The sequence below is a fragment of the Pseudomonas sp. HD6422 genome (assembly GCF_025377065.1).
Classification (GTDB): Bacteria; Pseudomonadota; Gammaproteobacteria; order Pseudomonadales; family Pseudomonadaceae; genus Aquipseudomonas; species Aquipseudomonas putida_U.
This window is the reverse complement of record NZ_JAHWIW010000019.1, coordinates 91,430-117,336: the sequence shown is the minus strand read 5'-3', so window position 1 is coordinate 117,336 and position 25,907 is coordinate 91,430. Positions and strand designations below refer to the sequence as shown.

Below are 25,907 nucleotides of genomic sequence, written 5' to 3'. Positions count from 1 at the left end.
TGATGATGGTCTCCGAAGTAAAAGCACCCTGCGAAAGCGTACGCCTCGCAGGGTGCCGGGGTGACCATCTCATTAAGGGACCCGCCGTAAAGGCGGAAGGGGCCAGTAGCGCCGCTACACACAATGGATCAGCTCACGATCTAGATGCCAAGCCAAGCCAAGCCAAGCTCCCCGACAATCCGTGAAGAACCAACCCTTCGCCCATACCCAATCGATGTCATCAACTCCCTGGAAACGCCGCCTTGAGCGAAATCTGACCCCCGTCGTCGGACGCCGGATCTTCGGCATTCATGCGCAGACAGTGCTGCTCGGCCTCGGCCTTGCTCGGATAACTGGGTTTCAAGCGCTCCTTGGCGAGATTGTCGTAGATGTCGAAGCCACCCCCTACGGTCGCCGCGTAGTACCGGCTACCCATGCGGAACGACTCCTTTTCGATCGGGACCGCTGGAACGATAACAAATCTCGATTGCATGTTTCGTGCCTCCCCAGGCAGAGACTTTAGTATTAGCCGGACTATGGACAACCAGCAAGTTCGCTCATGCAAGCAATCGATTGCGGGCACACCGGATAAAACGGACACCAATTGGTCGCGCAAGAAAGCGGATGCACTGCGCCAGGTGCATCGGTACAGTTGCCGACACCGTTGATTTTCGCAGGAGCCTGTCCATGCCCAGCGCCTATTCATTGATGCAATCGCCGGTCGGCATGCTGACCCTGGTGGCCCGTGGCGATTGCCTGGCGGCGGTGCTGTGGGAAGACGAGCGGGAAAACCGGGTTCGTTTGGGTGATCTGTACCGCGATGACGGCCACCCGGTACTGCTGCAGACCGCTCGTCAGCTAGGCGAATACTTCGCCGGCGGTCGCCAGCGTTTCGACCTGCCACTGGACTTCGCAGGTACTGCCTTCCAGCGTCGAGTGTGGGCAGCGCTGTTGACCATTCCTTTTGGCGAAACCCGCAGCTACAGCGACATCGCTCGCCAGATCGGTAACCCTAGCGCCGTGCGGGCGGTGGGCGCCGCCAATGGCCGTAACCCGATTTCGATCATTGCCCCCTGCCATCGGGTGATCGGTGCCAGCGGCGGGCTGACTGGCTTTGCCGGTGGCTTGCCGGCCAAGCAGTATCTGTTGGCGCTGGAGGGGCGGCAAAGCCTGGCGTTGGCGTTCTAGCTGAGCCAGGTTGCAATCAGGCAAATCACCATCGCGAGTAGCGAACCGGCCATCAACGTGTAGTGTCGATGGGCACGCTGCGCATGGGGTTTCACCTCGCGCAGATACTGTCCAGGTGGTGGGGCATCGGGACGATGACGCAGGCCTTCGGCGATGTCAGCGAGCTGCCCCCTGATCAACAAGCCAACGAGGTAGTAGGTCGAGGCATAGCTGGCCAAGACCAGGAGCAGATATTTCATCAGTACAAACCGTCCAGTGGCAGGATGCTCGCAGTTGCACTGACCGTATCCAGCAGCACCAGTCCCTGGCTATGTTCATCCAATGCCGCCAGCATGCGGCCATGGCTATCCCAGGCTGCCGAACCGCCGGCACCGATGAAGCAATCGGAGGCGCCCACGCAGTTGGCCATGAGCACGCTCATGCCCAGGGTGCGTGCGACCTCGGGGTAGTGCTCGTAGCCCTCGCGCAGGCCTTTCGCAGTCTTGGCCACGCTCACCAGATAGATATCCGCGCCCAGGGCCTGGGCCTGGGCAGCATGCTCGATGAACATCGACTCGTAACAGATGGCCGGTGCGATGCGGTGCCTGCCTGCCGCGAATACCACCGGCTGGTTCGCCGCACTGAAGAATGGCAATTCGTCGGCATGCAGGCGTTGCTTGGCGTACTCCAGGCGTGGTGCACCAGGACCGAGAATCGGCATGCCGATACGGATACCGTCGGGGGTCGGCAAGGGCAAGCCCACCGCCACCGTGATGCCATGGCGGTCGCAAGCGGCCTGCAACGGGTCGAGTCTGGACGAATTCAACGGCAATGCCACCTGGCGCGCCAGTGCCGGCTCATAACCCGTCAATGACAGTTCGGGGAAGACCACCAGCCCTGCGCCCTGTGCGGCTGCCTGGTCGATGCAATACAGGTGGCGCTCGAGATTACGCTGCAGATCGCCCTTGTAGGCAGCCAATTGCACGGCGCATAGCTTCATGGTGGTGCCCATCCCTGGTCCGCTCAAACATCGAGCATACTACCGCTGGCTTTGCCAGTACCAGCACGGATGTCAAGTCGATGAAGGCGCGGTACGCTGAGGGAATCAGCCACCCGCCTGCGCTTCTCGAAGTGCAGGGGGCATCCAGGTAGGCACGGTTCTGCGCATGGCGCGACAGCAGAGGAACAGCGTAATGAGCCGCTTTCGGCAACTGAAGGCCAACACCCTGGGGCGCGACCTGGCCGTGGGCGATATCCACGGCCATTTCCGCCGCCTGGAGCAGAGCCTGGAGGCGGTGGACTTCGACCCGGCGGTCGATCGCCTGTTCAGCGTGGGCGATCTGGTCGACCGCGGCCCTCACAGCGAAGAGGCCTTGGAATGGCTCGCACGGCCTTGGTTCCATGCCGTGCAGGGCAACCACGAGTCGCTGGCGATCACTTTGCTGCGCGGCGGTCGCCTGGAGTTGGACATGTACCGTGCTGCAGGCGGCAGTTGGTTCATCGACATGCCGGTGGCGCAGCAGCAGCGCTATGTCGAAGCATTCGCGGGACTGCCGATTGGCATGGAGGTAGGCACCGAAGCCGGGCTGGTCGGTCTGCTGCATGCCGACAGCCCCTTCGCCGACTGGGCTACCTTGCGTAGCAGTCTGCAGACCGAGGTCGACCCGCAGGTGATCGAGGTGTGCCAGTGGTCCAGGCGCCGGCTCAAGGAGGACGACAGCGAGCCGGTGGCAGGCCTGCGCGCGTTACTGGTCGGCCACACCCCGGTCCGACGCGCCAAATGCCTGGGCAATGTCTGGCACCTGGACACCGGCGGATGGGCCAACGGCTATTTCAGCCTGATGGAGTTGGCCACCCTCAGTGTTATCAGCCCCACGCCAGACGCATGATCAGCGCCGTGGCCAGCACGATCAACATGGCCCCGCATGTGCGCTCCAGCCAGGGCAGGGCTCGGGAAAAGCGGCGCAGCACACGTTTGTTGCCGATCGCCAGCGCTACCACCAAGTCCCATACCAGCACGACGCCGAACATCCAGCCTGCGTAAACCAGTTTCCAGCCAAGGCTGCTGCTGGCCACCATGCTCGCCAGGCTGGCATAGAACAACGCGTTCTTCGGATTCAGTGCCCCTGAGGCAAAGCCCATTCCCAGGTTGCGCCAAGCGCTGCTGCTGGTGGCGTTTCCCCCGCTGACGCAGAGGTTGGATTGGCCGGCGTGGCGCAGGAACAAGCCACCGATATACAGCAGGTAGGTAGCCCCCACCAGTTGCAGGGCGATGAACGACGCACTGCCTTCGCGTAACACCGATAGGCCGGCGAAAGCGAGGGTGATGAACAGGCCATTGGCCAGGGCGATGCCTATGCAGACACCGCCGGCAGCCCGCCATCCGGCGTTGATCGAGGTGCGCGCGACCAGGAAGAAATCCGGGCCGGGTGACAGCAGAGCGAGGAAGTGGGCAAGGGCGACGATCAGGAACTGCTCCATGGAACTGGCTTTCTCGGGTGGAAGAACGCGCAGTCTGCAAGCGACAGAGCTGACCGTATTGAAGATTATTGCACCGGCCCATGAGCCTGGCGGTAGCGTCCTGGGGTCATGCCAACGTGCGCCTTGAACGCCCGCTGGAAATGCGCCTGGTCGGCGAACCCCAACCGATAAGCCACATCGGCCAGTGCCACGCCTTGGCCGAGCAACTCCCGGCCCTGGTTGATCCGGGCATTGAGCAGGTAGGCATGTGGGGTCAAGCCAGTGGCAGCTCGGAACGCCCGAATCAGTTGGTAACGGCCCATGCCGGCGGCTTGGGCGAGCACGCCCAGGCTGAGTTGGGCAGCCCCTTCGGCGTCGATCCGAGTAATCACTGCATGCAGGGTCGCCGGGGCCAGCGCTGGGACTGGCGCGGCTTCAAGGGTCGGTTGTTCGGTAAAAGCGTGATCGCCGAGAAAGGCCACCAGCGCCGCCTCCTTTTCCAGTATGGCCGCGCTCGAAAACAGTACATCGTTGAGTTCGCAGAACTGCCGGTACAACTGCGGGCAATGACTGATCCGCGCCGGTGCGCCGGGTGCGGCACAGGCCAAGCCGGCTTCCAGGCGCAATTGCGCCAGCCAATCGGCACGCACATGCAGCATCTGATAGCTCCAGGCTTGCCCTGGCTCGGGATTGCAGGCATGTACCCGCTGCGCAGGCACCAACACCAGGGTGCCGGGAGTGAGGCGTTGCTGGCCGCCTTCGGCGCCGCTGAATCGGCTGTAACCGGCATCCACTGCACCGATGGAGAAGGTCGGGTGACTATGGGCCTTGTAGCAGGCCCGGCTGTGGCAGGCGCGGCGGCTCTCCACGAAAGGCAGCGCTGGGTCGCGCCAGAGCTCGTTACGAGACATCGATGGTTCCTCGTTCAGGCCGTCAGCTTAGCAGCGTAGGCGGTCTGCCCGTACAGATTTTCCCGTCAGCTGTACCTTGACCCATCGTCCGCTGGCCGCCGACAGTAGCCCTCTGTCGCAAGGAGAACGAAATGGACCTGTCGAGCCTGCTGCTATTCATCCCCGCCTGTTTCGCCCTGAACATGGCGCCGGGTCCGAACAATCTGCTGTCGCTGCACAACGCCAGCCGCTTTGGCCTGCGCACCGCCTGCCTGGCTGGGGGCGGACGACTGCTGGCCTTCGCCGGCATGATCACCCTGGCGGCGATGGGCTTGGCGGTGGTGCTGCATACCAGTGAATACCTGTTCCTGGCGATCAAGCTGATCGGCGCAGCCTACCTGTTCTACATCGCCTGGCAGCTGTGGCGGGCGCCGGTGGGCGAGGTGACCCAGGCCGACGATCAGCCACGGGGTACCTGGCGCCTGGCGCGCCAGGAATTCTGGGTAGCCGCTGGCAACCCCAAGGCGATTCTCATCTTCACGGCCTTCCTGCCGCAGTTCGTCTCGGTGAATAGCAGCACCCCGGTGAGCCAGCAGTTTCTCTGGCTAGGTGTGTTGTTCCTGTTGCTGGAGTGGTCGGCCATTGCCATCTACGCCGGGTTGGGAGCGTACCTGCAACGTTGGTTCAACCAACCCAGGCCGCGCCGGCTATTCAACCGGGTGAGTGCATCGTTGCTCGGTTGTGCCGGTCTTGGCCTGTTGGCGGCGCGCCGCTAGAACTGCCAGCGCAAGCCCAGGTTGACGCCGCTGGCTTCCTGCTCGCGGCTGTCCAGGTTGCTCGTGTACTGCACCCCGCCATGCAGGCTCAAGGCCTCGTTGATCTGGGCCACCAGGCCGGTTTCCAGTTGTACCGCAGTGTAGCGGTAGTCGGTCTTGATCTTGTCCACGTCATCGAAGGTCAGCGTGTCCCGACCGCCGTCACCGTGCCACAGGTTGACCTGGGCATAGGGTTGCAACAGGCGCCCGCTGCTACCGGTGAACGCGCCTTCCAGGCGCACACCGAGTCGCCCGGTGAGTTCGACCTGGGCGTCATGGCTGATGCGCGAAACACTGTCGTTGGCGCTGTCCAGCGAGACCTTCTGGGCGATCAATTGCGCCTGTGGTTCTATGGTCCAGCGTTCGGCAACGCGGATGGGGTAGCCTGATTCCAGCGATCCGGTCCAGGCGTGGCCGTCGATGTTCAGTTTGTCGCCTCGGTCCGAGCGGGCGCGGCCATCGAGCTTGGTGTACTGCAGCACGCCATCGACGTACCAGCCCTGGGGCCCGACCAGCGTCCAGTAACCGCCGACGCTGTCGCCATCGAGTTTCAGATCTCCGACGCTGCGGTCCTCGACGGCCAGGGCGAAGCCTTTGACATCCGCATCGAGCCGGCTGTGACTGACGTACAGGCCCAGGTGCTGGCGATAGCCCTCGTCGCTGACCTTGGCATAAAGATCCTGGCCGACCTTGAAACCGTACACATCACCATCCAGGCTCGGGCTTACGGTGCCGCTCCATTGCTGGCGCAGCGCGCCGCCGTAGGCTTGGCCCCAGCTGGCAGGCAGCCGGCCCTGGCCGCTCAACAACTGCTGGTCGCCCTGGCGTTGGTGGAACGTGCCCAGTGCCTGACGCGCGATGATCGCCGCGCCGCGTGGTGCGGCCGCATAAACCGGCACTTCCGGGCGATACAGCGGCACGCTTTGCCCGGCTACCGGGGCCGGCAGTTCGGCCTGTCCTGGCGCCGGCGCGGCGACAGGTGGAGTCACCGGAGGTTCGACCGGCGGCTCTCCCGGCGTTTCGGCAGCCGGGGCGGGGGTCGCCACCAAGGTCGAGCGCAGATACCAGCTATTCTCGCTGCCAGCGGTCACGCCGCCTTTGAACAGGCGATAATCGTAAGCCCCAGCGGACAATGTCTGGGTCTGGACGAACGCCGAGTCGCTGCTGGTGGCACCGTCGCGCGCTTCGACGACCTGGATACCGTTCTGACTGGTAGCAGCGCCCGCGCCGCCGAGGTTGCTGATCTGCAGGCCAGTGCTGCCGCTGAGAGTGCCTTGGCTCACTATCAACCGGTCGGAGTCGGCATCGTCGCCTGCGAGCACGCTGTTGAGTTTCAGCGTGCCGTCGACACCCTCGTAGTCGCCGTTGATGGTCAGCCTGCCTTGGGCATCGTTGCCGGCGGTGAGATCGATGGTCCCGGCATTTTGCACCGTTGTCATCTGCCCTGGGTCCTTGGCGGTGACCGTCCCCTGTCGGGATATCAGCGTACTGCTGGCATCGACAAGCAGAGAGCCGGTTCCAGTCCCAGGTTGCTCAGCGCTACCGTCGCCCAATGTCAGGGTGTCGTCCAAGGTGAGTTGGCTGTTGTCGACCAGGCTGATGTTCTCCCAGTTGACGTAGCGGGCGCCGCCGTCGATCTCGCTGTTCTGAAAAGTCAGGGTATCGTTGCCCAGGCCGCCGTCGAGCTCGGTGGTCAAGGTGTCGGCGCCCAGGCCCATGATGGTCGCCTGGTCATCGCCCAGCCCCATGTCGACCCGTGTGCCGATAAGTCCGCCGCTCCAGGTGAACTCGTCGTTTCCCGCGCTTGCCAGGACACTCCCTTGCAACAGGCCGCCGGCAATGGTGATCTTGTCCACGCCGCCGCTGGTACTGATGTTGCCGCCGATGGTACCGCCGCGCAGGATGATCGTGTCGTTGCCAAAACCGCTGACCAAGTTGCCGTCGATGCGGGTTTGCACGGCGGTATCCTGCGACATCTCGAAGTAGTTGTCAGCGAGTTTGAGGTCGACGCGGCCGATCTGGCCACCTTTGAACAGGGCGAAATCACCGTCCTCGAAGGCCCCGACGATGCGCCCGTCGGTCATTTCGAAGGTGTCGTAGCCCTGGCCCTGGTTCAACGACTGAACCGTTCCGCCGGTCATGGTGAAGTCGTCGATGGCTTGGGTTTGCGAGATGGCGCCCAGGTCGTCACCGGGCGAAACCGTCAGGGCTTCGGCATGGACCAGCAATGGCAGGGCTAGAAGAGGGATTGCTACGGGCGAAAAGCGGTGAGGGCGGCGCATGGCAGGTCTCCATATCCATGGTGACGGCCACTGCGTGAAGCGCGGCTGGCTGCCCTTCGGCCGTGCCTGAGTTATATGGAATGCGCCGTACAGCAACAACTAGCAATAATGACTGGTGGCTCCTGGCCATCAATCGCGGTAGAAGGTCTGCACCAGGTGGTAGCCGAACTTGGACTTGATCGGCCCATGGACCACGCGCAGCGGCTTCTTGAAGATGACCTGGTCGATTGCGCCGACCATCTGTCCAGGACGAACTTCACCCAGATCGCCGCCTCGCTTGCCCGATGGACAGGTGGAAAACTTCTTGGCCAACACGTCGAAGGCTTCGCCATTGGCGATGCGCTGCTTGAGCTTTTCGGCTTCCTCAGCAGTCTTGACCAGGATGTGGCGGGCTTGAGCTTTCATGGGGCACCTGTGCTTCGGGCAAAAAAAGGCCGCCATTATGCCTGATCACGCAGCTCCGTGCGGTCGCGGAACTGCTCGAGGGCCTCGGGATTGGCCAGGGCGTCGGTATTCTTCACCGGCAAGCCATGCACCACGTTACGCACCGCCAACTCCACCAACTTGCCGCTGAGGGTGCGCGGGATATCGCTGACCTGGGCAATCACCGCCGGCACATGGCGCGGCGTAGTGTACTGGCGGATCACCTGGCGAATGCGCTGGCGCAGGGCCTCGTCAAGCTGCAGGCCCTCACGCAGTCGCACGAACAACACCACGCGCACGTCACCCTGCCACTGCTGGCCGATGGCGACGCTTTCCACGACCTGCTCGATCTTTTCCACCTGGCGGTAGATCTCCGCAGTGCCGATACGCACGCCTCCGGGGTTGAGTACCGCGTCCGAGCGGCCATGGATGATCAGGCCGCCGCTGGCACATTGCTCGGCATAATCACCTTGCGCCCAGACCCCTGGAAATAGGCTGAAATAGGCTTCCCGATAGCGGCTGCCATCGTCGTCGTTCCAGAAGCCCAGGGGCATGCTCGGGAAGTGGCGGGTGCACACCAGTTCGCCTTTTTCACCGACGATCGGCTGGCCGTGCTCGTTCCACACCTCCACGGCCATGCCCAGGCCCTTGCACTGGATCTGCCCGCGCCGCACCGGCAAGGTCGGGTTACCCAGCACGAAGCACGAGACGATGTCGGTGCCGCCGGACATCGAGGCCAGGCACAGATCGGGTTTGATTTCGCGGTAGACATAGTCGTAGCTGTGCGGGGACAGCGGCGAACCGGTGGACAGGATCATGCGCAGGCTGTGCAGGGCATGGCTCTTGGCTGGTGTCAGGCCATGTTGTTCCAAGGCCGCCAGGTACTTGGCGCTGGTGCCGAAGACGTGAATGCCCTCGGCGTCGATCAGGTCGAGCAAGCGCTCGGGACCGGGGTGGAAAGGCGAGCCGTCGTACAGCAGCAATGTGGCGCCGACCGCCAGGCCACTGACCAGCCAGTTCCACATCATCCAGCCGCAGGTGGTGTAGTAGAACAGCACCTCGTCGGCCTTGAGGTCGTTGTGCAGGCCGTGTTCCTTGAGGTGTTGCAGCAGCACGCCGCCCGCGCGGTGAACGATGCACTTGGGCACGCCGGTGGTGCCGCTGGAATACAGAATGTACAGCGGGTGGTCGAAGGGCAGGGAGGCGAACCGTGGTTCGCCGCCAGGTTGGTAGAAATCCTGCCACAGGCTGACCCGGGGTGCGGTGAACTCATCCGCTGTCGTCTGCGCCCGGGTATAGGGTACGACCAGCAACTGCTCGAGAGCGGGCAACTGGGCGCAGACCTGGTTGATCTTCTCGACCATGTCGATGTGCTTGCCGGCATAGTCGTAGCCTGCGCAGGCGATCAGCATTTTCGGCTGGATCTGCCCAAAGCGGTCGATGATGCCATGCAGACCGAAGTCGGGGGAGGAGGTCGACCACACCGCGCCGAGGCTGGTGCAGGCGAGCATCGCGACCAGGGTTTCCCAGGTATTGGGCATCACGGCGGCCACGCGATCGCCTGGCTCGATGCCCGCCGCCTGCAAAGCCCGCTGCAGACCGGCGACCTCGGCCGCAAGCTGATGATGGGTGAAGCTGCTGCGGCTGCCGTCCTCGCGCAGGGCGACGATGGCAGTGCGGTCATCGCGGCGCTGCAGCAAGTGCTCGGCGACATTCAGCGTGCTGCCGGCAAACCATTGGGCATCGGGCATCTGCATGCCTTCGTTGAGCACCTGGGTCGGCGGTGTGTGCCAGCGGACATGGAAAGTGTCGGCGACGGTCTGCCAGAACGCCGGGCGCTGTTCGATGCTCCAGCGATGCAGCGCGGCATAGTCGGCCAGTTGCAGGTTATAGCGCAGGTTGACCCGGCGGCGGAAAGCCTCCATCCGGCAGCCCTCGATCAGCGCCGTGGAGGGGCGCCAGAGCACATCGGTCATGCCGAACCTCCTGACGAAATGCCAGTGACAGCGTCACCGCCAGACTGCCGGTGATGACGCCATCGGATGAAACGCCTTACTCCACTGTAGCTTTTTGCACGTCGTTCGACGCTGACCACACCCGATAACGCACCTCGACGCCTTCGGGCACATATACCACCACCGGCAACTTGCTGTTGTAGCGCAGCAGGAAACCGTCACCGATCACGGGTACGAAGGCATCGGTCTTGCTGCCATCGGGGCAGGCCATCAGGGTACTGGCCGGGCCGCTGACGTTTTCCAGGCGATAGTACGGGTAGCCCCAGCCTTGCACAGTGTGCTCTTGCAAACTGCCGCCCAGCCGCTGGCGGTTGCAGTCGACCTTGAGCGTTTTGCCGGCCAGCACCTCCAGCTTGTAGGCAGACTCATCGGTCTGTGCCGGCAAGTGGATCACCTGCCGGGTAAAGCCTTTTTCCGCTTCTGGGTAGGGGGCGACATCCTTGAGGGCGGCGGCCATCACGGGGGCGATGCTCGCCAGGCTCAGGGACAGGATCGCGGACAATCGGCTTAGGCGCATAGGGCCTCCTTGCTATGAAAAGGGGTGCGAGGCCTCTGCCAGGCACGCTTGGCCCTTCACTGGGCCAACCAGCCGCCGTCGACGTTCCAGGCGGCGCCGCGAACCTGGCTGCCAGCCTCGCTGCACAAGAATAGTACCAGCTCGCCCAGGTGTTCAGGTGTGACGAATGCCTGGGAGGGTTGTTTCTCGGCCAGCAGTTCGTGCTGCGCCTGCAAAGGGTCACCCCCTTTGGCAGCACGCTCGTCGATCTGCTTCTGCACCAGTGGGGTCAGGACCCAGCCGGGGCAGATGGCGTTGCAGGTGACGTTGCTGGTGGCGGTTTCCAGCCCCACGACCTTGGTCAGCCCGACGACGCCATGCTTGGCCGCCACGTAAGCCGCCTTGCCGGTCGAACCGACCAGGCCATGCACCGAAGCGATGTTGATGATCCGTCCCCAGTTGCGTGCACGCATCCCCGGCAGCGCCAGGCGGGTGCCATGGAAAACCGCGGAGAGGTTCAGTGCGATGATCTTGTCCCAGGCCTCGACCGGGAACTGCTCGACGGGGGCGACGTGCTGCACGCCGGCGTTGTTGACCAGGATGTCGAGTCCGCCGAACTCGCGTTCGGCCAGCGCGAACAGGGCCTCGATCTGCGAGACATCCGCCAGGTCCGCGGGATGATGCACGACATTCACGCCATGCTGGCGGATGCGCGCCAGGGCCTCGGCCGGGTCGCCAAAGCCGTTTAGCAGGATATTCGCCCCGGCCTGGGCCAATACCTGGGCGATACCCAGGCCGATACCGCTGGTAGAGCCGGTCACGAGTGCAGTCTTGCCTTTGAGGGTCATGGGTCGCTCCTTGTTCGATGTCGCTAGTGTAGAAGCTGTTTGCGACCTCGCCTGCGAGCCGGGCTAGCGGCGTGGGTCGAAGGCTTCGCGTAGGGCGTCGCCGATGAACACCAGCAGGGAGAGGATCAGCGCCAGGGCGAAGAAGGCAGTGAAGCCCAGCCAGGGGGCTTCCAGGTGCTGTTTGCCCTGGGTCACCAATTCGCCCAGCGAGGCGCTGCCGGCCGGCATACCGAAGCCGAGAAAGTCCAGTGCGGTGAGCGTGGTGATGGCACCGGTGAGCATGAACGGGACCAGGGTCAGCGTGGCGTTCAGCGCATTGGGCAGGATATGCCGCAGCATCACCTGGCTGTCGGGCAGGCCAAGGGCACGCGCGGCCTTGACGTATTCCAGGTTGCGCCCACGCAGGAACTCAGCGCGCACCACGTCCACCAGGCTCAGCCAGGAAAACAGCGCCATGATGCCCAGCAACCACCAGAAATCCGGCTCGACGAAGCCGCTGAGGATGATCAGCAGGTACAGGACCGGCAGCCCTGACCAGACCTCCAACAGGCGTTGCCCGAGCAGGTCGACCCAGCCGCCGTGGTACCCCTGCAAGGCTCCGGCAGCCACGCCGATCAGCACGCTGACGAAGGTCAGGGCGAAGGCGAACAGCAATGATACGCGGGTGCCGTACAGTACCCTGGCCAGTACGTCCCGGCCTTGGTCATCCGTGCCCAGCCAGTTGCTGGCGCTCGGCGGACTGGGGGTCGGTACCTGCAGGTCGTAGTTGGGTGTGTCCGCACTGAAGGGAATGGGCGCGAAGAGCATCCAGCCACCTTGGCCTTCGATCAGCTGGCGCACATAGGCGCTGCGGTAGTCCGGTTGGAAGGGTAACTGCCCACCGAAGGTCTGTTCGTCGTAGCGTTTGAGCGCCGGAACGTACAGCTCGCCTTTGTAGCCCAGCAGCAGCGGTTTGTCGTTGGCCACCAGCTCGGCGCCGAGGCTCAGCAGCAGCAATCCGGCGAACAGCCACAGCGAGACCCAGCCCAGGCGGTTACGCCGGAAGCGCTGCAGGCGTCGTCGGGAGATCGGTGAGAGCATCAGTGCGCCCTCGCGTCGAAGTCGATGCGTGGATCGGGCACGGTGTAGGAAAGATCGCCGATCAGGCGGATCAGCAGACCGGCCAGGGTGAAGATGAACAGCGTACCGAACACTACCGGGTAGTCGCGCGATACCGCCGCCTCGTAACTCATGCGCCCCAGGCCATCGAGCGAGAAGATCACCTCGATCAGCAGCGAGCCTGCGAAAAATACCGTGATCAGCGCCTGGGGCAGCCCGGCCAACACCAGTAGCATGGCGTTGCGCAGCACATGACCGTACAACACGCTTCGCTCGCTCAGGCCCTTGGCCCGGGCGGTAACCACGTATTGGCGGGAGATCTCGTCGAGGAAGGCGTTCTTGGTCAGCAGCGTCAAAGTGGCGAAGCCGCCGATCACCAAGGCGCCGACCGGCAGCACCAGGTGCCAGAAGTAGTCGGCGACCTTGCCCAGCAGGCTTAACTGGTCGAAATCGTCAGATACCAGGCCGCGCACCGGAAACCAGTTCAGCGATGTACCGCCGGCGAACAGCACGATCAGCAACAGGGCGAACAGGAACGAGGGCAGCGCGTAGCCGACCACGATCAACGCGCTGCTCCAGGCATCGAAGCGGCTACCATGGCGCACCGCCTTGCGGATACCCAACGGTATCGACACCAGGTAGGTGATCAGCGTGGCCCAGAAGCCCAGCGACAGGGTCACCGGCAACTTGTCGAGGATCAGGTCGGTGACCTTGGCGCCACGGAAGAAACTCTGGCCGAAGTCCAGCCGGGCATACTGCCCGAGCATCAGCCACAACCGTTCAGGCGCGCTCTTGTCGAAACCGTACTGGCGTTTGATAGACTCCATCAGCTTGGGGTCCAACCCGCGGGTCGCCCGCGACTGCCCGTGTACGGCTTCGAGACGTGCGCCCGGTGCACCGCCGCCGATGCCCTGCAAGCGGGCAACCGCCTGCTCGACGGGACCGCCGGGTGCGGCCTGGACGATGACGAAATTGACCAGCAGAATGGCCAGCAGGGTCGGGATGATCAATAGCAGGCGACGCAGGATGTACGCGGTCATGGCGAGCCCTCGAGACGTTCGTGCATCTGTTCGCGGGTCAATGCCTCGGGGCTGATTTCCCACCAGCTGTCCAAGCCTTCGTCATAGCTCGGCTGGACCTTGGGCAGGCCGAAGCGGTTCCACCACACGGTCGAAGTGCCCGGCGGGTAATAGTTGGGAATCCAGTAGTAGTTCCACTGCAGCACGCGGTCCAGGGCATGGGCGTGGCGCAGCATGTCGGCTTGGCTGTCGGCGCGCACCAGGCCGTCGATCAGGCTGTCCACCGCCGGGTCCTTGAGCACCATGAAGTTGTTCGAGCCGGGGTCGTTGGCCGCCGCGGAACCAAAGTAGTTGTACAGCTCGGCCCCGGGTGACAGCGTGGCCGGGTAGCCGGTGACGATCATGTCGTAGTCGCGCGCCATCAGCCGGTTGACGTACTGCGCCGAATCGACGTTGCGGATCTCCAGGGTGACGCCGATCTGCGCCAGGTTGCGCTTCCACGGCAGCAGCAGGCGCTCCATGCCGGATTGGCCATTGAGGAAGGTGAACGCCAGGGGCTCGCCCGCCGCGTTCACCAGACGATCGCCTTGTGGCCGCCAGCCGGCCTGTTGCAGCAGCGCCAGCGCTTGCAACTGCTGGGCGCGGATGATGCCTGAGCCATCGGTGACTGGCGCCTTGAACACCTGGCTGAAGACCTCGTCGGGGACCTTGCCGCGTAGCGGCTCCAGCAGCGCGAGCTCGGCCGCGTCGGGCAACGCGCGGGCTGCCAGCGGGGTATTGGAGAACAGGCTTTGCTGGCGGATGTACAGGTTGCGCATCATCTGCCGGTTGCTCCACTCGAAATCCCAGAGCATGGCCAGCGCCTGGCGAACCCGCCGATCCTTGAACTGCGGTCGGTCCAGGTTGAACACGAAACCTTGGGCTGGCTGCGGCTTGGCGGGCGCCAGGTGAGCACGGCGCAGGCGGCCATCATCCAGCTGCGCGCCGTTGTAGCCCAGGGTGTAGGCAGTGGCGGAAAATTCGCGGTTGTAGTCGTAGCCCCCGCCCTTGAGCACCTGGCGGGCGACCTCGGTGTCGCCGAAGTACTCGATGCGCAGGCGTTCGAAGTTGTAGCGACCGCGATTGACTGGTAGATCCTTTGCCCACCATTGCGGATCACGCACGAAGGTGATGCTCCGGCCGTTGTCGATCCGGCCGATGCGGTAGGGGCCGCTGCCGACGGGCTTGTCGAAACCGGCGCCATTGGCGAAGTCGCGGTCTTGCCAGTCATGCTCGGGCAGTACCGGCAGGGTGGCCAGGTCAAGGGCCAGGGTGCGACCGTGGGGTTGCCTGAAGTCGAAGCGTATCTGCCGCGGGCCTTCCACGGTCACCTTGAGGACATCGGCGAATTGGGTCCGGTACCTGAGGCTGCCCTGGCTCATCAGGCGCTCATAAGTGAAGCGCACATCCTCGGCCCGCACCGGCGTGCCGTCGGCGAAGGTGGCGCGCGGATCGAGCTCGAAGCGTAGCCAGGCATCGTCGGGGCCCCGCTCCATGCGCCGGGCGATCAGCCCGTAGACGGTATAAGGCTCGTCGAACGAGCGTACGGCCAGTGGGGCATACAGCCAGCCATCGACTTCACTGACGCCGATCCCTTTGTCGATGTAGGGCAGGATGTGGTCGAACTGACCGATCTCCAGCGCCGAGCGGCGCAGACTGCCGCCCTTGGGGGCGTTGGGATTGACGTAATCGAAATGATGGAAACGTTCGGCGTAGCGGGGCGCTTCGCCGTAGACGGTGAGGGCATGGCTAGGGGCGGCCTGCGCGATGATGCTCATGCACAAGCCGACCCCCCCGAAAACCCACGCCCTGATAGCGGACGTCAGCAACGGTCGTGACTTAGTCCTGACGGCTGGTCACTTCCAGCAGGTGGTAGCCGAACTGGGTCTTGACCGGGCCCTGCACGGTGTTGACCGGCGCACTGAAGACCACGGTGTCGAACTCCTTGACCATCTGGCCCGGGCCGAACGAACCCAGGTCACCGCCCTGGCGGCTGGACGGGCAGGTGGAGTTTTCTTTGGCGACTTGTGCGAAGTCGGCACCGGCCTCGATCTCGGCCTTGAGTTCGTTGCACTTGTCTTCGGTGGCAACGAGGATGTGACGGGCGGTTGCGCGTGCCATGGGGTACTACTCCTTGGGTTTAAAGGGTCAAGCCTAGCGCACTTGCGCGCCCGCTGTCTCCAGCCTGGAGGCTGCGCCGCGCAACAAGGCTTCGGTGGACGCCCAGCCCAGGCAGCCATCGGTCACCGAAACGCCGTATTTGAGCGGGCCTTTGCCCAGTGTCTGGCAACCGTCGAACAGGTGACCTTCGAGCATCACCCCGACGATCGAACGGTCACCGGCCAGGCGCTGACCGAGCACGTCCTCGAACACCGCAGGTTGGCGCGCAGGGTCCTTGCCGCTGTTGGCGTGGCTGCAATCGACCATGATCCGCGTATCCAGCCCGGCCTTGGCCAGGCCCTGGCGTGCCTGGGCGATGCTCGCTGCATCGTAGTTGGGGCCTGTGTGGCCGCCGCGCAGTACCAGATGGGTATCGGGGTTGCCCAGCGTCTCGATGATCGCCGGGTGGCCTTGGGCATCCATGCCGAAATGCCGGTGGGGGTGGGCAGCGCTGCGCATGGCATCGCAGGCAATGCCGACGCCGCCGTCGGTGCCGTTCTTGAAGCCGACCGGCAGCTCCAGGCCGCTGACCATCTCGCGGTGGACCTGCGATTCGGTGGTGCGGGCACCGATCGCCGCCCAGCCCAGCAGGTCGTCGAAGTATCCCGCTGCCATCGGTTGCAGCAGCTCGGTCGCCACCGGCAAGCCACGCTCGATCATGTTGAGCATGAGCCCCCGCGACAGCGTCAGGCCCGCGTGCATGTCGTCGCTGCCGTCCAGGTGCGGGTCATAGGCCAGGCCTTTCCAGCCCACTGTGGTGCGTGGCTTCTCGACATAGGCGCGCATCACCAGCAGCAGTTGGTCGTCGAGTTCACGGCTGAGCGCGGCCAGGCGGTCGGCGTATTCGAGGGCTGAGCGCGGGTCGTGCAGAGAACAGGGGCCAACCACCACAAGCAGGCGCGGGTCGCGGCCTTCGAGGATCGCGCGGATGGCCAGGCGCTGCGTTTGCACTTGCTGGGCGAGCTCGTTGGAAAGCGGCATCTGCTGTTTGAGCAGGTGTGGGCTGGGCAGACGCTGGCTGACGGTGGTATTGGCAGCTTGCGCTGGGGTCAGGGGCACGGCGAGGTTGGAAGCTTGCATGGCGTTTGGATTCCCTGGGCGGACGGCGGGTTCGGTCCCGCTCGGTCGGCCCTATCGAGGTGTTCGACTGATCGTTGATTGCGTGTTGTCTGCAGCATTGCCACCGGAGACGGACCGATCGGAGGCGGCAGGCTGGCCCGAGCGGGATTGGCTAAATCGCCAGGCGAAGGTGCTTGCGTAGTAATAGGTGGCGTAGTTCATGAATCTGTCCTCGGTGAGAATCGGTGTTTGTGAAGGCCTGGAAAAGCAAAACCCCCGGTCGGGGAGCCGACCGGGGGTTTGAGTATTCTCATGTTCGGCGGCCCCTCGAAGGTGGGCGCCGTGTGGGTATCAGCGGCGCCTAGTGGCTAAACCAATACCCAAAATAAAAGCTCACGGGAGCCTTACGACCGGCAACGGCCAGCACGCGGCGCTGCGGGCGACCGGTGTGGTTGGCAGAGTTGCAGGTGAGGTTCGACATGTTGCTCTCCAGTGAATGGGCCTGAGCTTACTGCAGGCAGCCCAGGCTGTTCAATGGTTAAATCCTATCGGCGTGATTATCTGCAGCTTTTTCACAACGGATAGTGCTTGAGTTCCCGGGCAATCAGCATGCGCTGGATCTCGCTCGAGCCTTCGTAGATCTGGGTGATGCGTGCATCGCGGTAATAGCGCTCGACCGGGTAATCCTCCAGGTAGCCATAACCGCCATGCACCTGGATCGCCATCGAGCACACCCGCTCGGCCATTTCCGAGGCGAACAGTTTGGCCTGCGACGCTTCGGACAGACACGCCTTGCCTGCGCTGCGCAGGCGCGCCGCATGCAAGATCAACAGGCGTGCGGCGTTGACCTGGACCTGCATGTCGGCCAGCAGGTTGGCGACGCTCTGATGCTCGTTGATGGGTTTGCCGAACTGGATACGGTCACGCGAGTAGGCCAGTGCCGCTTCGAATGCCGCCCGGGCGATGCCCAGCGCCTGGGCGGCGATACCGATGCGCCCGCCTTCGAGGTTGGACAGGGCGATGGCCAGGCCCTTGCCGCGCTCACCGAGGAGGTTGGCTGCGGGAATGCGGCAGTCATCGAGGGTCACCGCGCAGGTGTCGGAAGCGCGGATGCCCATCTTGTGTTCGCTGCGATCAACCTTGAAACCTGGGTTGTCGGTCGGCACCAGGAAGGCCGAAAGTCCCTTCTTGCCCAGCTCCGGGTCGGTCACCGCGAAGACGATGGCCAAGCCCGCCCGGCGTGCGTTGCTGACGAATTGCTTGGCCCCATTGATCACCCAATGGCCATCGACCAATTCGGCGCGGGTGCGCAGGTTGTGGGCTTCGGAGCCGGCCTGGGGCTCGGTCAGGCAAAAACAGCCGATCACCTCGCCGCTGGCCAGGCGGGGCAGCCAGGCTTCTTGCTGCTCGGGGCTGCCGTAGGCCAACAGGGGGCCGCAGCCTACCGAGTTGTGGATGCTCATCATTGCCCCAGTGGCGCCGCAGCCGGCGGAGATTTCCTCGACCGCCAGGGCATAGGCGACATAGTCGGTGTAGCTGCCGCCGAAGTCTTCCGGCACCACCATGCCCAGCAGGCCCAGTTCGCCCATCTTGCGCACCACGCCGTCATCGATCCAGCCGGCCTTTTCCCAGGCCTGGGCATGGGGGGCGATCTCGCCACGGGCGAAGTCCCGGGCCATGTCGCGGATCATGATCTGCTCTTCGCTCAGTTCCAGGTCTTGCATCTGTGTACTCCCGGCTCACAGGCCTTCGAAGAATTGGTCCACCCGATGGCGGTCCAGGCCAGCCAGGGTTGGCGGGTTCCAGCGGGGTTGCTTGTCCTTGTCGACGATCAGTGCGCGCACGCCTTCGATGATGTCGCCGTGCTGGAACCACTGGCGGTCCAGGTGCAGCTCCATGGCGAAACAGGCTTCGAGGGGCTGGTGGCGGCCGCGACGAAGCATTTCCAGGGTTACCGCCATGGCCAGCGGCGAGCGGCTTTCCAGCAAGTCGGCAGTGGCCAGGGCCCAGGCATGGCTGTCGCCGACGGTCACGGTGCGTAGTTGCTCGACGATCGAAGGCACGTCGGGCAGGGCGAAGAAGTGATCGATGACTGGACGCAGCGCCTCCAGGGGCGCATTGGGCAAGGTCTGCGAACCCAGGCGAGCCAGTAGTTGCTGCAGGGCTTTGAGCGGATGATCGCCCAGCTCCAGGCGCTCCAAGCCCTGGTCGAAGGCGGTAAGCTTGTCGCTTGGCAGGTACCAGTCGGCCAGTCCGCAGTACAGGGCATCGGCTGCTTGGATCTGACTACCGCTGACCCCAAGGTAGGTGCCCAATTCACCGGGGATACGCGAGAGGAAATAGCTGCCGCCGACATCCGGGAAATAGCCTATACCGACCTCCGGCATGGCCAGGCGGCTGCGCTCGGTGACGATACGCAGGTCGCAGCCCTGGGCCAGGCCCATGCCGCCGCCCAGGGTGAAGCCGTCCATCAGCACCAGCACCGGCTTGCGGTAGTGGTGGATGCACAGGTCGAGGGCGTACTCTTCGACGAAGAAGGTCTCGTGCAGGCTGTCGCCGGCCTTGAAGCTGTCGTGCAGCGAGCGGATATCGCCGCCGGCGCAGAAGCCTTTGGGGCCTTCGCCACGCAGGACCACGGCGTGTACCTGCGGGTCCACGGCCCATTGGTCCAAGTGCTGGCGCAAGCTGCGAACCATGTCGAGCGTCAAGGCGTTGAGGCCGGAGGGACGATTGAGCGTGAGGTGGCCAATCTGGTTACGTACCTCGGCCAGTACATGATCCGTTGCCGAGATGTGAGCGTGCGCGGTCATCGCGTTCTCCCTGCTTTTTTATTGGTTTTCCACGTAACGTCTGGGGTGCGCTGGAGGATGTTGGGATCCTGGCATGCGTAATTGCCTGGCACAATGGATAAAAGTGCAGGGGCATCGTGCATTTTTATCTCCTGCTGACAATAGCAAGTTTCTGCAGTGGTCCCTATGTATAGCGATGGAGAAGCGCCGCAACGGGATCCTTTACCCTGAGCGTAACGAACCGCCGTCCACCTTGATTGATCCCCCATCGGCAGCGGCCTAAGGTGCGTCCACGACAGCGAAACCGTGGAGTCACCAATGACTACAACCAAGAATCCACCGCCGCAATGGTCGCGGCGACGCGCCGAAAAGCAGCGCCGCCTGGACCAGGTCAGCCACCTCGCCGACGGCGTGGTACTGCCGACCGAGCGCATCGTCGAGGCTCTGCAGTTGCTCATCGCGCCCGGCGACCGCGTGGTGCTGGAAGGCAACAACCAGAAACAGGCCGATTTTCTATCCCGCTCGCTGGCCAAGGCTGACCCGGAGCGTCTGCACGATCTGCACATGATCATGCCCAGCGTGAGCCGGGCCGAACACCTCGACCTCTTCGAGCGGGGCATCGCCCGCAAGCTCGACTTCTCCTTCGCTGGTCCCCAGAGCCTGCGCATCGGCCAGTTGCTCGAAGATGGCCTGCTCGAAGTAGGCGCCATCCACACCTATATCGAACTGTATTCGCGCCTGCTGGTGGATCTGATTCCCAACGTCACCCTGGTCGCCGGCTTCATGGCCGACCGCGATGGCAACCTCTACACCGGCCCAAGCACCGAGGACACGCCGGCGCTGGTGGAGCCCGCGGCGTTCAGCGACGGCATCGTCATCGCCCAGGTCAACCAACTGGTAGACCGCGTGGATGACCTGCCACGGGTGGACATCCCGGCGTCTTGGGTCGATTTCGTGGTGGTGGCCGACCAGCCGTTCTACATCGAGCCGTTGTTCACCCGAGACCCGCGCCACATCAAGCCGGTGCACGTGCTGATGGCGATGATGGCGATCCGCGGGATCTATGAGAAACACCAGGTGCAGTCGCTCAACCACGGAATCGGCTTCAACACCGCGGCCATCGAACTGATCCTGCCGACCTACGGCGAGTCACTGGGGCTCAAAGGCAAGATCTGCCGCAACTGGACCCTCAATCCGCACCCGACGCTCATTCCCGCCATCGAAACCGGTTGGGTCGAAAGCGTGCACTGCTTTGGCACCGAACTGGGCATGGAGGACTACATCGCCCAGCGTCCAGACGTGTTCTTCACCGGTCGCGACGGCTCAATGCGCTCCAACCGCATGATGTGCCAGTTGGCCGGGCAGTACGCGGTCGACCTGTTCATCGGCGCGACCTTGCAGGTCGATGGCGATGGCCATTCTTCCACGGTGACCCGCGGACGTCTGGCTGGCTTCGGCGGCGCCCCGAACATGGGCCATGACCCCCGTGGCCGCCGCCATGCGACGCCAGCCTGGTTGGACATGACGGTACCCGACACGATGCTCGAGCGCGGTCGCAAGCTGGTCGTGCAAATGGTCGAAACCTACCAGGAAGGCGGCAAGCCCACCTTCGTCGAGACCCTCGACGCAGTTGGCGTGGCGAAGCAGGCGGGCATGCCTCTGGCACCGGTGATGATCTACGGCGATGACGTCACCCACCTGCTGACCGAAGAAGGCATTGCCTACCTGTACAAGGCCCGCACCCTCGAAGAGCGCCGGCAGATGATCGCCGCTGTCGCCGGCGTCACCGCCATCGGCTTGCGGCACGACCCCAAGGACACTTTGCGCCTGCGCCAGCAAGGGCTAGTGGCGCTGCCAGAAGACCTCGGCATCCGCCGCACCGATGCCAGCCGTGAGCTCCTGGCCGCGCGTAGCATCGCCGATCTGGTCGGATGGTCCGGCGGTCTCTACAACCCGCCTGCGCGCTTCAGGAGCTGGTGATGATGGCACTCAACCTTGTGGCAACGGGCATGCACGCGAAGCGGTCAGCCCAGAACAGCGACGTGGCCTTGGCCGACCATCTGGCCGACCTGGCAGTCGAAGCCCTCATCGACGAGGCCGATCTGTCGCCCAAACCGGGCCTGGTCGACCGGCGCGGCAGCGGCGCCCATGCCGACATGAGCCTGAGCATGATGCACGCCTCGGCCTTGGCACTGTGGCCCTGCCTGCGGGCAATGGCCGAAGCCGCCCAGGCCCACGCTACGATCGGCGTGCCGCTGCGCGCCGCGCTGGGCCGTATCGGCAGGGAAGGCGAAGCGGCGATGCTGGCGACCACCGGCGGGGTCAACACCCATCGGGGTGCGATCTGGGCGCTCGGCCTGCTGGTGGCGGCCCGTGCCCTGGACAGCGAGGCCGATCCCCAGGCGCTGGCCGCGCGGGCAGGGCGAATCGCCCTGATCGCCGACCCATACGTCAGCGCTGGCGACAGCCATGGTAGCCAGGTCCGCCAGCGTTATGGCGCCGGCGGCGCCCGCGAGCAGGCCCAGCAGGGGTTTCCTGCGGTCATCGACCACGGCTTGGTGCAACTGCATCGCAGCCGCGCCAATGGCGCCAGCGAAAACCATGCACGGCTCGATGCCTTGCTCGCGATCATGGCCGCCCTTAGCGACACCTGCGTGCTCTGGCGGGCCGGTGCCGATGGTTTGCAAGCCGTGCAGCAGGGCGCGCGCAATGTGCTCGGCGCAGGTGGCAGTGCCACGCTGGCGGGCCGTCGTCTGCTGCGCGTGCTGGACGCCCAGTTGCTGCAACTCAACGCTTCTCCGGGGGGCGCTGCCGACCTGCTGGCCGCCTGCCTGTTCCTCGACAAAGCCGGGAGCCTGTGACATGGAAACCCTGACCTTCAAATACCCCGCCGCCGAACCCGGACGTGGCCGCACCCTGGTCGGTTGCGTCAGTTCCGGCGACCTCGAAGTGCTGATCGAGCCGGGCAATCCCGGCAGCCTGGACATTCAGGTGGTGACTTCGGTCAACGGCAGCGCTGCCCGTTGGACGCAGTTGTTCCAGCGCCTGTTCGAAGGCCGCAGTTTGCCGGCCGTGAAGATCGATATCCACGACTTCGGCGCCACTCCGGGCGTGGTGCGCTTACGCCTGGAACAAGGATTCGAGGAGATCACCCATGACTGATTCCGAACGTCTGCTGCAAAGCCGCAGCTTCGTCGAGCTCGGCGCGCGCCAGCGTGCCCAGGCCTTGCTCGATCCGGACACGTTCCGCGAGTTGCTCGGTCCGTTCGACCGACTAATGTCGCCCTGGCTGCCACGCCAAGGCATCGTGCCCCAGGCCGATGACGGCGTGGTCATCGCCAAGGGGCGCCTGGCCGGGCGCAACGCAGTAGTGGCTGCAATCGAAGGTGGTTTTCAGGGGGGCAGTATGGGCGAGGTGGGCGGCGCCAAGATCGCCGCTGCCCTTGAGCTGGCCATCGAGGACAACCGTAACGGCATCCCTACCTGCGCCGTGCTGCTCCTGGAAACCGGTGGTGTGCGCCTGCAGGAAGCCAACCTTGGCCTGGCGGCGATCGCCGAGATCCAGGCGGCGATCGTCCAGTTGCGTGGCCACCAGCCGGTGATCGGGTTGATCGCAGGTTCGGTCGGCTGTTTCGGTGGCATGTCCATCGCCGCCGGGCTGTGCAGTCACCTGTTGGTCACCCGCGAAGCGCGCCTGGGGCTCAATGGCCCGCAGGTCATCGAACAGGAGGCGGGCATCGACGAGTACGATGCCAAGGACCGTCCATTCATCTGGAGCCTGACCGGCGGCGAGCAGCGTCATGCCAGTGGCTTGGCCGATGCCTACGTGTCCGACGACCTGACTGCTGTGCGCGAGCAGGTGCTGCAGCTGTTGCAGGCGCCCAGCGCTGCCCGCGCCAGCCGTCCTGACTGGTACCTCGAACGCTTGTCCAGCCTAGGCAGCGACGTCGCCCAACTCGACGGCGCCGACGTGCGTGCCCTCTATCAAGGAGATGCCCGATGAACCGTGCCCTCAATTGGCTCCCTGGCCTGGCTGGCGGCGAAAGCCTGCCTGGCTATCCCGCTTCGCTGCGGGTGGTCGACGCGGAACTGGACAATCGTCTGGCACGCTTCATCGCGGTGGTGCCCGATGCCGACAACCCCTTTCCCCGGGCTCGCGCCGGCGAGGTCGGATTGCTCGAGGGCTGGGGCCTGGCCAAGGCGGTGAACGAGGCCGTGGCGGCGGATCGGCATGGCGAAAAACGCGCCATCGTCGCCGTCATCGATGTGCCCAGCCAGGCCTACGGCCGTCGCGAAGAAGCGTTGGGGATCCACCAGGCACTGGCCGGCGCGGTCGAGGCCTATGCCCAGGCGCGGCTGGCCGGGCACCCGGTGATCGGTCTGCTGGTAGGCAAGGCGATGTCGGGTGCGTTTCTCGCCCATGGCTACCAGGCGCAGCGGCTGATCGCCCTGGATGACAGCGGTGTGCTGGTGCACGCCATGGGCAAGGCGGCGGCAGCGCGCATCACCTTGCGCAGCGTCGAACAACTCGAAGCCCTTGCCGCCGAGATTGCGCCGATGGCCTACGACCTGGACAGCTATGCCTCGCTGGGGCTGTTGTGGCGCCGCTTGAGCGTCCAGGACGCCGAGTCGCCGACCCCGGCAGACATCGCCCAAGTGCGCGCCTGCCTGGCTGAGGCGGTCCGCGATATCGGCGCCTCCACCGACCTGACCTCGCGCCTGGACGGCGAGAACCGCCGCGCCTCTCGCGAGGTCCGGGCCCGTCTGCGCCAGCAGTGGCAGGAGGCGTGAGATGAATGCGCCACGCCCGCACGACCTGCTCTGGGGCATGACCCCGGCAGATTTGCCTGAGGACAGCCCAGAGTGGGCGAGGCAGGTGGTGGCTAGCGGGCAGCCAGTGGTCGTGCGCCGAGCATTGTGCGCGGCGGGCCTGGTGGCGGTGGGCGTGCGCGGGCAGGGGCGCGATCAGCGCCTGGGCGTCGTCATGCGGCTGATGGATATACAGTGCCAGTCAGGCCCGGAGGCGTTGCGCTGGCAAGGCGAGGAAAGCCCCTGGCCGGCACTCCGGGCCCTGGCCAGCGCAACGCCGGTACTCGATGCGACTGGCCTGGGCTGGGGGCCGACCGGCGGCGTGGGCTATTACCTGGCCACCGGTCAACAGGTCCTGCACCTGGACAGTGATCTCGACCTGGTACTGCGTACGCCACGTTTCGTGGCGCGAAGCATGGCGCGTGACCTGCTGGATATTCTCGATCGCGGCCCCTGTCGCATCGATGTTCAACTGGAAACGCCGGCTGGCGCCATTGCCTTGCGTGAATGGGCCAGCGGTGCTTCGCGGGTTTTGCTCAAGTCGGCCCACGGTGCGCGCTTGCTGGCCGATCCGTGGCGAGCCTGCGAGGACGCGGCATGAGCAGTCTGTTCGCCTTTCCTGGCCAGGGCGCCCAGCAGGCAGGCATGTTGCATCGCCTGCCTGCCGGGGCTCGGCCCTTGCTCGAAGCTGCCAGCGACGTGCTCGGCGAACAGGTGCTGGAGTTGGACAGCGAACAGGCCTTGCAGTCCACCCGTGCCGTGCAGCTGTGCCTGCTGCTCGCCGGAGTGGCCTGGGCTGGCGAGTTGATCCAGCGCAGCCCGGCCCCGGACTATGTGGCTGGTTTGTCCATCGGTGCCTATCCGGCGGCGGTGGTGGCCGAGGCCTTGGATTTCACCGATGCCGTGCGCCTGGTGGCGCTGCGCGGCGAGCTGATGCAGCGCGCCTACCCGCAGGGCTATGGCATGACCGCCTTGAACGGCCTGGACCTAGGCTGCGTCGAACAGTTGCTGGCCGAGGTTGGCGGCGAAGTCTTCGTTGCCAACCTCAACAGCGAAAACCAGATCGTGATCGCCGGTGCCGACGCCGCCATGGCCGAAGTGGCAGCGCGTGCTCGCCACCGAGGTCAGGGTATGGCCCGTCGCCTGGCGGTGAGCGTGCCGTCGCACTGCAGGCTGCTCGACGGCCCGGCCGCCGAACTGGCTGCTGCCTTCGCCAGCGTCACCGTGCGTCGCCCGCGCATCACGTATCTCAGTGGCAGCAGCGCACGGCCGATCTTCGATCCACAACGCCTGCGCGACGATCTGGCCGGCAACATGGCGCGGGTCGTCGATTGGCGTGCTACGTTGCGCAACGCCTATGAGCGTGGCGTGCGCCTGCATCTGGAAATGCCCCCCGGCAGCGTACTCAGTGGCTTGGCACGACCGGTGTTCGAACAGGGCCGCTGCCTGGCCCTGGAAATGACCTTGCCCGATACCGTCGACGCCTTGCTGCGTCAGGAGGTGAGCCGGCGCCAATAACTGCCGTGTTTTTCGAAGGACAACAACAAGCAACTTCGACC

General features: G+C 64.6%; 27 protein-coding genes. 10 read left to right on the top strand and 17 right to left on the bottom strand.

Translation table 11 applies throughout. The features are described 5' to 3' along the window. Nucleotides 1-220: 220 nt before the first annotated feature. Entirely contained in the window at nucleotides 221-472 is a 252-nt protein-coding gene (locus KY379_RS15645; protein WP_261240672.1) for a hypothetical protein, read from the bottom strand. A gap of 194 nt (nucleotides 473-666) precedes the next feature. On the opposite strand from KY379_RS15645, the gene KY379_RS15640 reads away from it, so the two are divergent. Then, nucleotides 667-1,167, top strand: a complete 501-nt coding sequence (locus KY379_RS15640) for a methylated-DNA--[protein]-cysteine S-methyltransferase (protein WP_133323839.1) — start codon at nucleotides 667-669, stop codon at nucleotides 1,165-1,167. Here KY379_RS15640 and KY379_RS15635 read toward each other — a convergent pair. Both KY379_RS15635 and KY379_RS15630 read right to left on the bottom strand, forming a co-directional pair. Beyond that, entirely contained in the window at nucleotides 1,164-1,406 is a 243-nt protein-coding gene (locus KY379_RS15635) for a hypothetical protein (RefSeq protein WP_133323840.1), read from the bottom strand. The genes KY379_RS15640 and KY379_RS15635 overlap by 4 nt on opposite strands. After that, complete coding sequence (locus KY379_RS15630; RefSeq protein WP_261240736.1) at nucleotides 1,406-2,146, bottom strand: carbon-nitrogen hydrolase family protein; 741 nt, start codon at nucleotides 2,144-2,146, stop codon at nucleotides 1,406-1,408. The genes KY379_RS15635 and KY379_RS15630 overlap by 1 nt, the downstream gene beginning before the upstream one ends. 193 nt (nucleotides 2,147-2,339) lie before the next feature. Between KY379_RS15630 and KY379_RS15625 the strand changes: the two genes are divergently transcribed. Further along, entirely contained in the window at nucleotides 2,340-3,035 is a 696-nt protein-coding gene (locus tag KY379_RS15625; RefSeq protein WP_133323841.1) for a metallophosphoesterase, read from the top strand. Here the strand turns inward: KY379_RS15625 and KY379_RS15620 are convergent. Together KY379_RS15620 and KY379_RS15615 are read right to left on the bottom strand one after the other, a co-directional pair. Then, on the bottom strand, nucleotides 3,013-3,627 hold the full coding sequence (locus KY379_RS15620) for a LysE family translocator (RefSeq protein WP_196173675.1): 615 nt from the start codon (nucleotides 3,625-3,627) through the stop codon (nucleotides 3,013-3,015). The two genes, KY379_RS15625 and KY379_RS15620, sit on opposite strands and share 23 nt — an antisense overlap. Before the next feature lie 65 nt (nucleotides 3,628-3,692). After that, on the bottom strand, nucleotides 3,693-4,517 hold the full coding sequence (locus tag KY379_RS15615) for an AraC family transcriptional regulator (protein WP_133323843.1): 825 nt from the start codon (nucleotides 4,515-4,517) through the stop codon (nucleotides 3,693-3,695). 131 nt (nucleotides 4,518-4,648) lie between these two features. Between KY379_RS15615 and KY379_RS15610 the strand changes: the two genes are divergently transcribed. After that, the gene (locus KY379_RS15610) at nucleotides 4,649-5,272 is read left to right on the top strand and encodes a LysE family translocator (RefSeq protein WP_133323844.1); all 624 of its coding nucleotides are present in this window, start codon (nucleotides 4,649-4,651) and stop codon (nucleotides 5,270-5,272) included. Here KY379_RS15610 and KY379_RS15605 read toward each other — a convergent pair. The 12 genes from KY379_RS15605 to KY379_RS15550 all read right to left on the bottom strand — a co-directional run bounded on the left by KY379_RS15605 (nucleotide 5,269) and on the right by KY379_RS15550 (nucleotide 19,560). Further along, on the bottom strand, nucleotides 5,269-7,593 hold the full coding sequence (locus tag KY379_RS15605; RefSeq protein WP_261240676.1) for an autotransporter outer membrane beta-barrel domain-containing protein: 2,325 nt from the start codon (nucleotides 7,591-7,593) through the stop codon (nucleotides 5,269-5,271). The two genes, KY379_RS15610 and KY379_RS15605, sit on opposite strands and share 4 nt — an antisense overlap. A 129-nt stretch (nucleotides 7,594-7,722) precedes the next feature. Beyond that, complete coding sequence (locus KY379_RS15600; RefSeq protein ID WP_133323846.1) at nucleotides 7,723-7,998, bottom strand: peptidylprolyl isomerase; 276 nt, start codon at nucleotides 7,996-7,998, stop codon at nucleotides 7,723-7,725. A 35-nt stretch (nucleotides 7,999-8,033) separates the two neighbouring features. Further along, entirely contained in the window at nucleotides 8,034-9,992 is a 1,959-nt protein-coding gene (locus KY379_RS15595) for an acetoacetate--CoA ligase (protein ID WP_261240678.1), read from the bottom strand. Between the two features lie 76 nt (nucleotides 9,993-10,068). Then, nucleotides 10,069-10,548, bottom strand: a complete 480-nt coding sequence (gene eco / locus KY379_RS15590) for a serine protease inhibitor ecotin (RefSeq protein ID WP_261240680.1) — start codon at nucleotides 10,546-10,548, stop codon at nucleotides 10,069-10,071. 56 nt (nucleotides 10,549-10,604) lie between these two features. After that, a complete protein-coding gene (gene hbdH, locus KY379_RS15585) occupies nucleotides 10,605-11,375 on the bottom strand; it encodes a 3-hydroxybutyrate dehydrogenase (protein WP_133323849.1) in 771 nt (256 codons plus the stop codon). A 63-nt stretch (nucleotides 11,376-11,438) separates the two neighbouring features. Next, nucleotides 11,439-12,455 (bottom strand): ABC transporter permease, encoded by a 1,017-nt coding sequence (locus KY379_RS15580; protein WP_133323850.1) that lies wholly within the window; start codon nucleotides 12,453-12,455, stop codon nucleotides 11,439-11,441. After that, nucleotides 12,455-13,513, bottom strand: coding sequence for a microcin C ABC transporter permease YejB (locus KY379_RS15575; protein ID WP_261240684.1), 1,059 nt, complete (start codon nucleotides 13,511-13,513; stop codon nucleotides 12,455-12,457). Before KY379_RS15575 ends, KY379_RS15580 begins: the two co-directional genes overlap by 1 nt. Continuing rightward, on the bottom strand, nucleotides 13,510-15,309 hold the full coding sequence (locus tag KY379_RS15570) for an extracellular solute-binding protein (RefSeq protein ID WP_196173687.1): 1,800 nt from the start codon (nucleotides 15,307-15,309) through the stop codon (nucleotides 13,510-13,512). Before KY379_RS15570 ends, KY379_RS15575 begins: the two co-directional genes overlap by 4 nt. Nucleotides 15,310-15,370: 61 nt before the next feature. Continuing rightward, on the bottom strand, nucleotides 15,371-15,652 hold the full coding sequence (locus tag KY379_RS15565; protein WP_133323853.1) for a peptidylprolyl isomerase: 282 nt from the start codon (nucleotides 15,650-15,652) through the stop codon (nucleotides 15,371-15,373). 33 nt (nucleotides 15,653-15,685) lie between these two features. After that, complete coding sequence (locus tag KY379_RS15560; RefSeq protein WP_261240685.1) at nucleotides 15,686-16,771, bottom strand: 3-deoxy-7-phosphoheptulonate synthase; 1,086 nt, start codon at nucleotides 16,769-16,771, stop codon at nucleotides 15,686-15,688. A gap of 551 nt (nucleotides 16,772-17,322) precedes the next feature. Beyond that, on the bottom strand, nucleotides 17,323-18,474 hold the full coding sequence (locus KY379_RS15555; RefSeq protein ID WP_133323855.1) for an acyl-CoA dehydrogenase family protein: 1,152 nt from the start codon (nucleotides 18,472-18,474) through the stop codon (nucleotides 17,323-17,325). 15 nt (nucleotides 18,475-18,489) lie between these two features. Beyond that, a complete protein-coding gene (locus tag KY379_RS15550; protein ID WP_261240686.1) occupies nucleotides 18,490-19,560 on the bottom strand; it encodes an enoyl-CoA hydratase/isomerase family protein in 1,071 nt (356 codons plus the stop codon). A gap of 297 nt (nucleotides 19,561-19,857) precedes the next feature. On the opposite strand from KY379_RS15550, the gene mdcA reads away from it, so the two are divergent. The 7 genes from mdcA to mdcH are packed head-to-tail and all read left to right on the top strand — an operon-like array spanning nucleotide 19,858 to nucleotide 25,866. Next, nucleotides 19,858-21,519, top strand: coding sequence for a malonate decarboxylase subunit alpha (gene mdcA / locus KY379_RS15545; protein ID WP_261240687.1), 1,662 nt, complete (start codon nucleotides 19,858-19,860; stop codon nucleotides 21,517-21,519). A gap of 29 nt (nucleotides 21,520-21,548) precedes the next feature. Then, nucleotides 21,549-22,400 (top strand): triphosphoribosyl-dephospho-CoA synthase, encoded by an 852-nt coding sequence (locus KY379_RS15540; protein ID WP_409977276.1) that lies wholly within the window; start codon nucleotides 21,549-21,551, stop codon nucleotides 22,398-22,400. A 1-nt stretch (nucleotide 22,401) separates the two neighbouring features. After that, nucleotides 22,402-22,701 (top strand): malonate decarboxylase subunit delta, encoded by a 300-nt coding sequence (locus KY379_RS15535; RefSeq protein WP_133323859.1) that lies wholly within the window; start codon nucleotides 22,402-22,404, stop codon nucleotides 22,699-22,701. Next, a complete protein-coding gene (locus KY379_RS15530; RefSeq protein ID WP_133323860.1) occupies nucleotides 22,694-23,542 on the top strand; it encodes a biotin-independent malonate decarboxylase subunit beta in 849 nt (282 codons plus the stop codon). Before KY379_RS15535 ends, KY379_RS15530 begins: the two co-directional genes overlap by 8 nt. After that, complete coding sequence (gene mdcE / locus KY379_RS15525; RefSeq protein ID WP_133323861.1) at nucleotides 23,539-24,330, top strand: biotin-independent malonate decarboxylase subunit gamma; 792 nt, start codon at nucleotides 23,539-23,541, stop codon at nucleotides 24,328-24,330. The genes KY379_RS15530 and mdcE overlap by 4 nt, the downstream gene beginning before the upstream one ends. Nucleotide 24,331: 1 nt before the next feature. Then, nucleotides 24,332-24,949, top strand: coding sequence for a malonate decarboxylase holo-ACP synthase (locus tag KY379_RS15520; protein WP_261240688.1), 618 nt, complete (start codon nucleotides 24,332-24,334; stop codon nucleotides 24,947-24,949). Then, nucleotides 24,946-25,866 carry a malonate decarboxylase subunit epsilon gene (gene mdcH / locus KY379_RS15515; protein WP_261240689.1) on the top strand — a complete coding sequence of 307 codons (921 nt, stop codon included), beginning with the start codon at nucleotides 24,946-24,948 and terminating at the stop codon, nucleotides 25,864-25,866. The genes KY379_RS15520 and mdcH overlap by 4 nt, the downstream gene beginning before the upstream one ends. The last annotated feature ends 41 nt before the right edge of the window (nucleotides 25,867-25,907 follow it).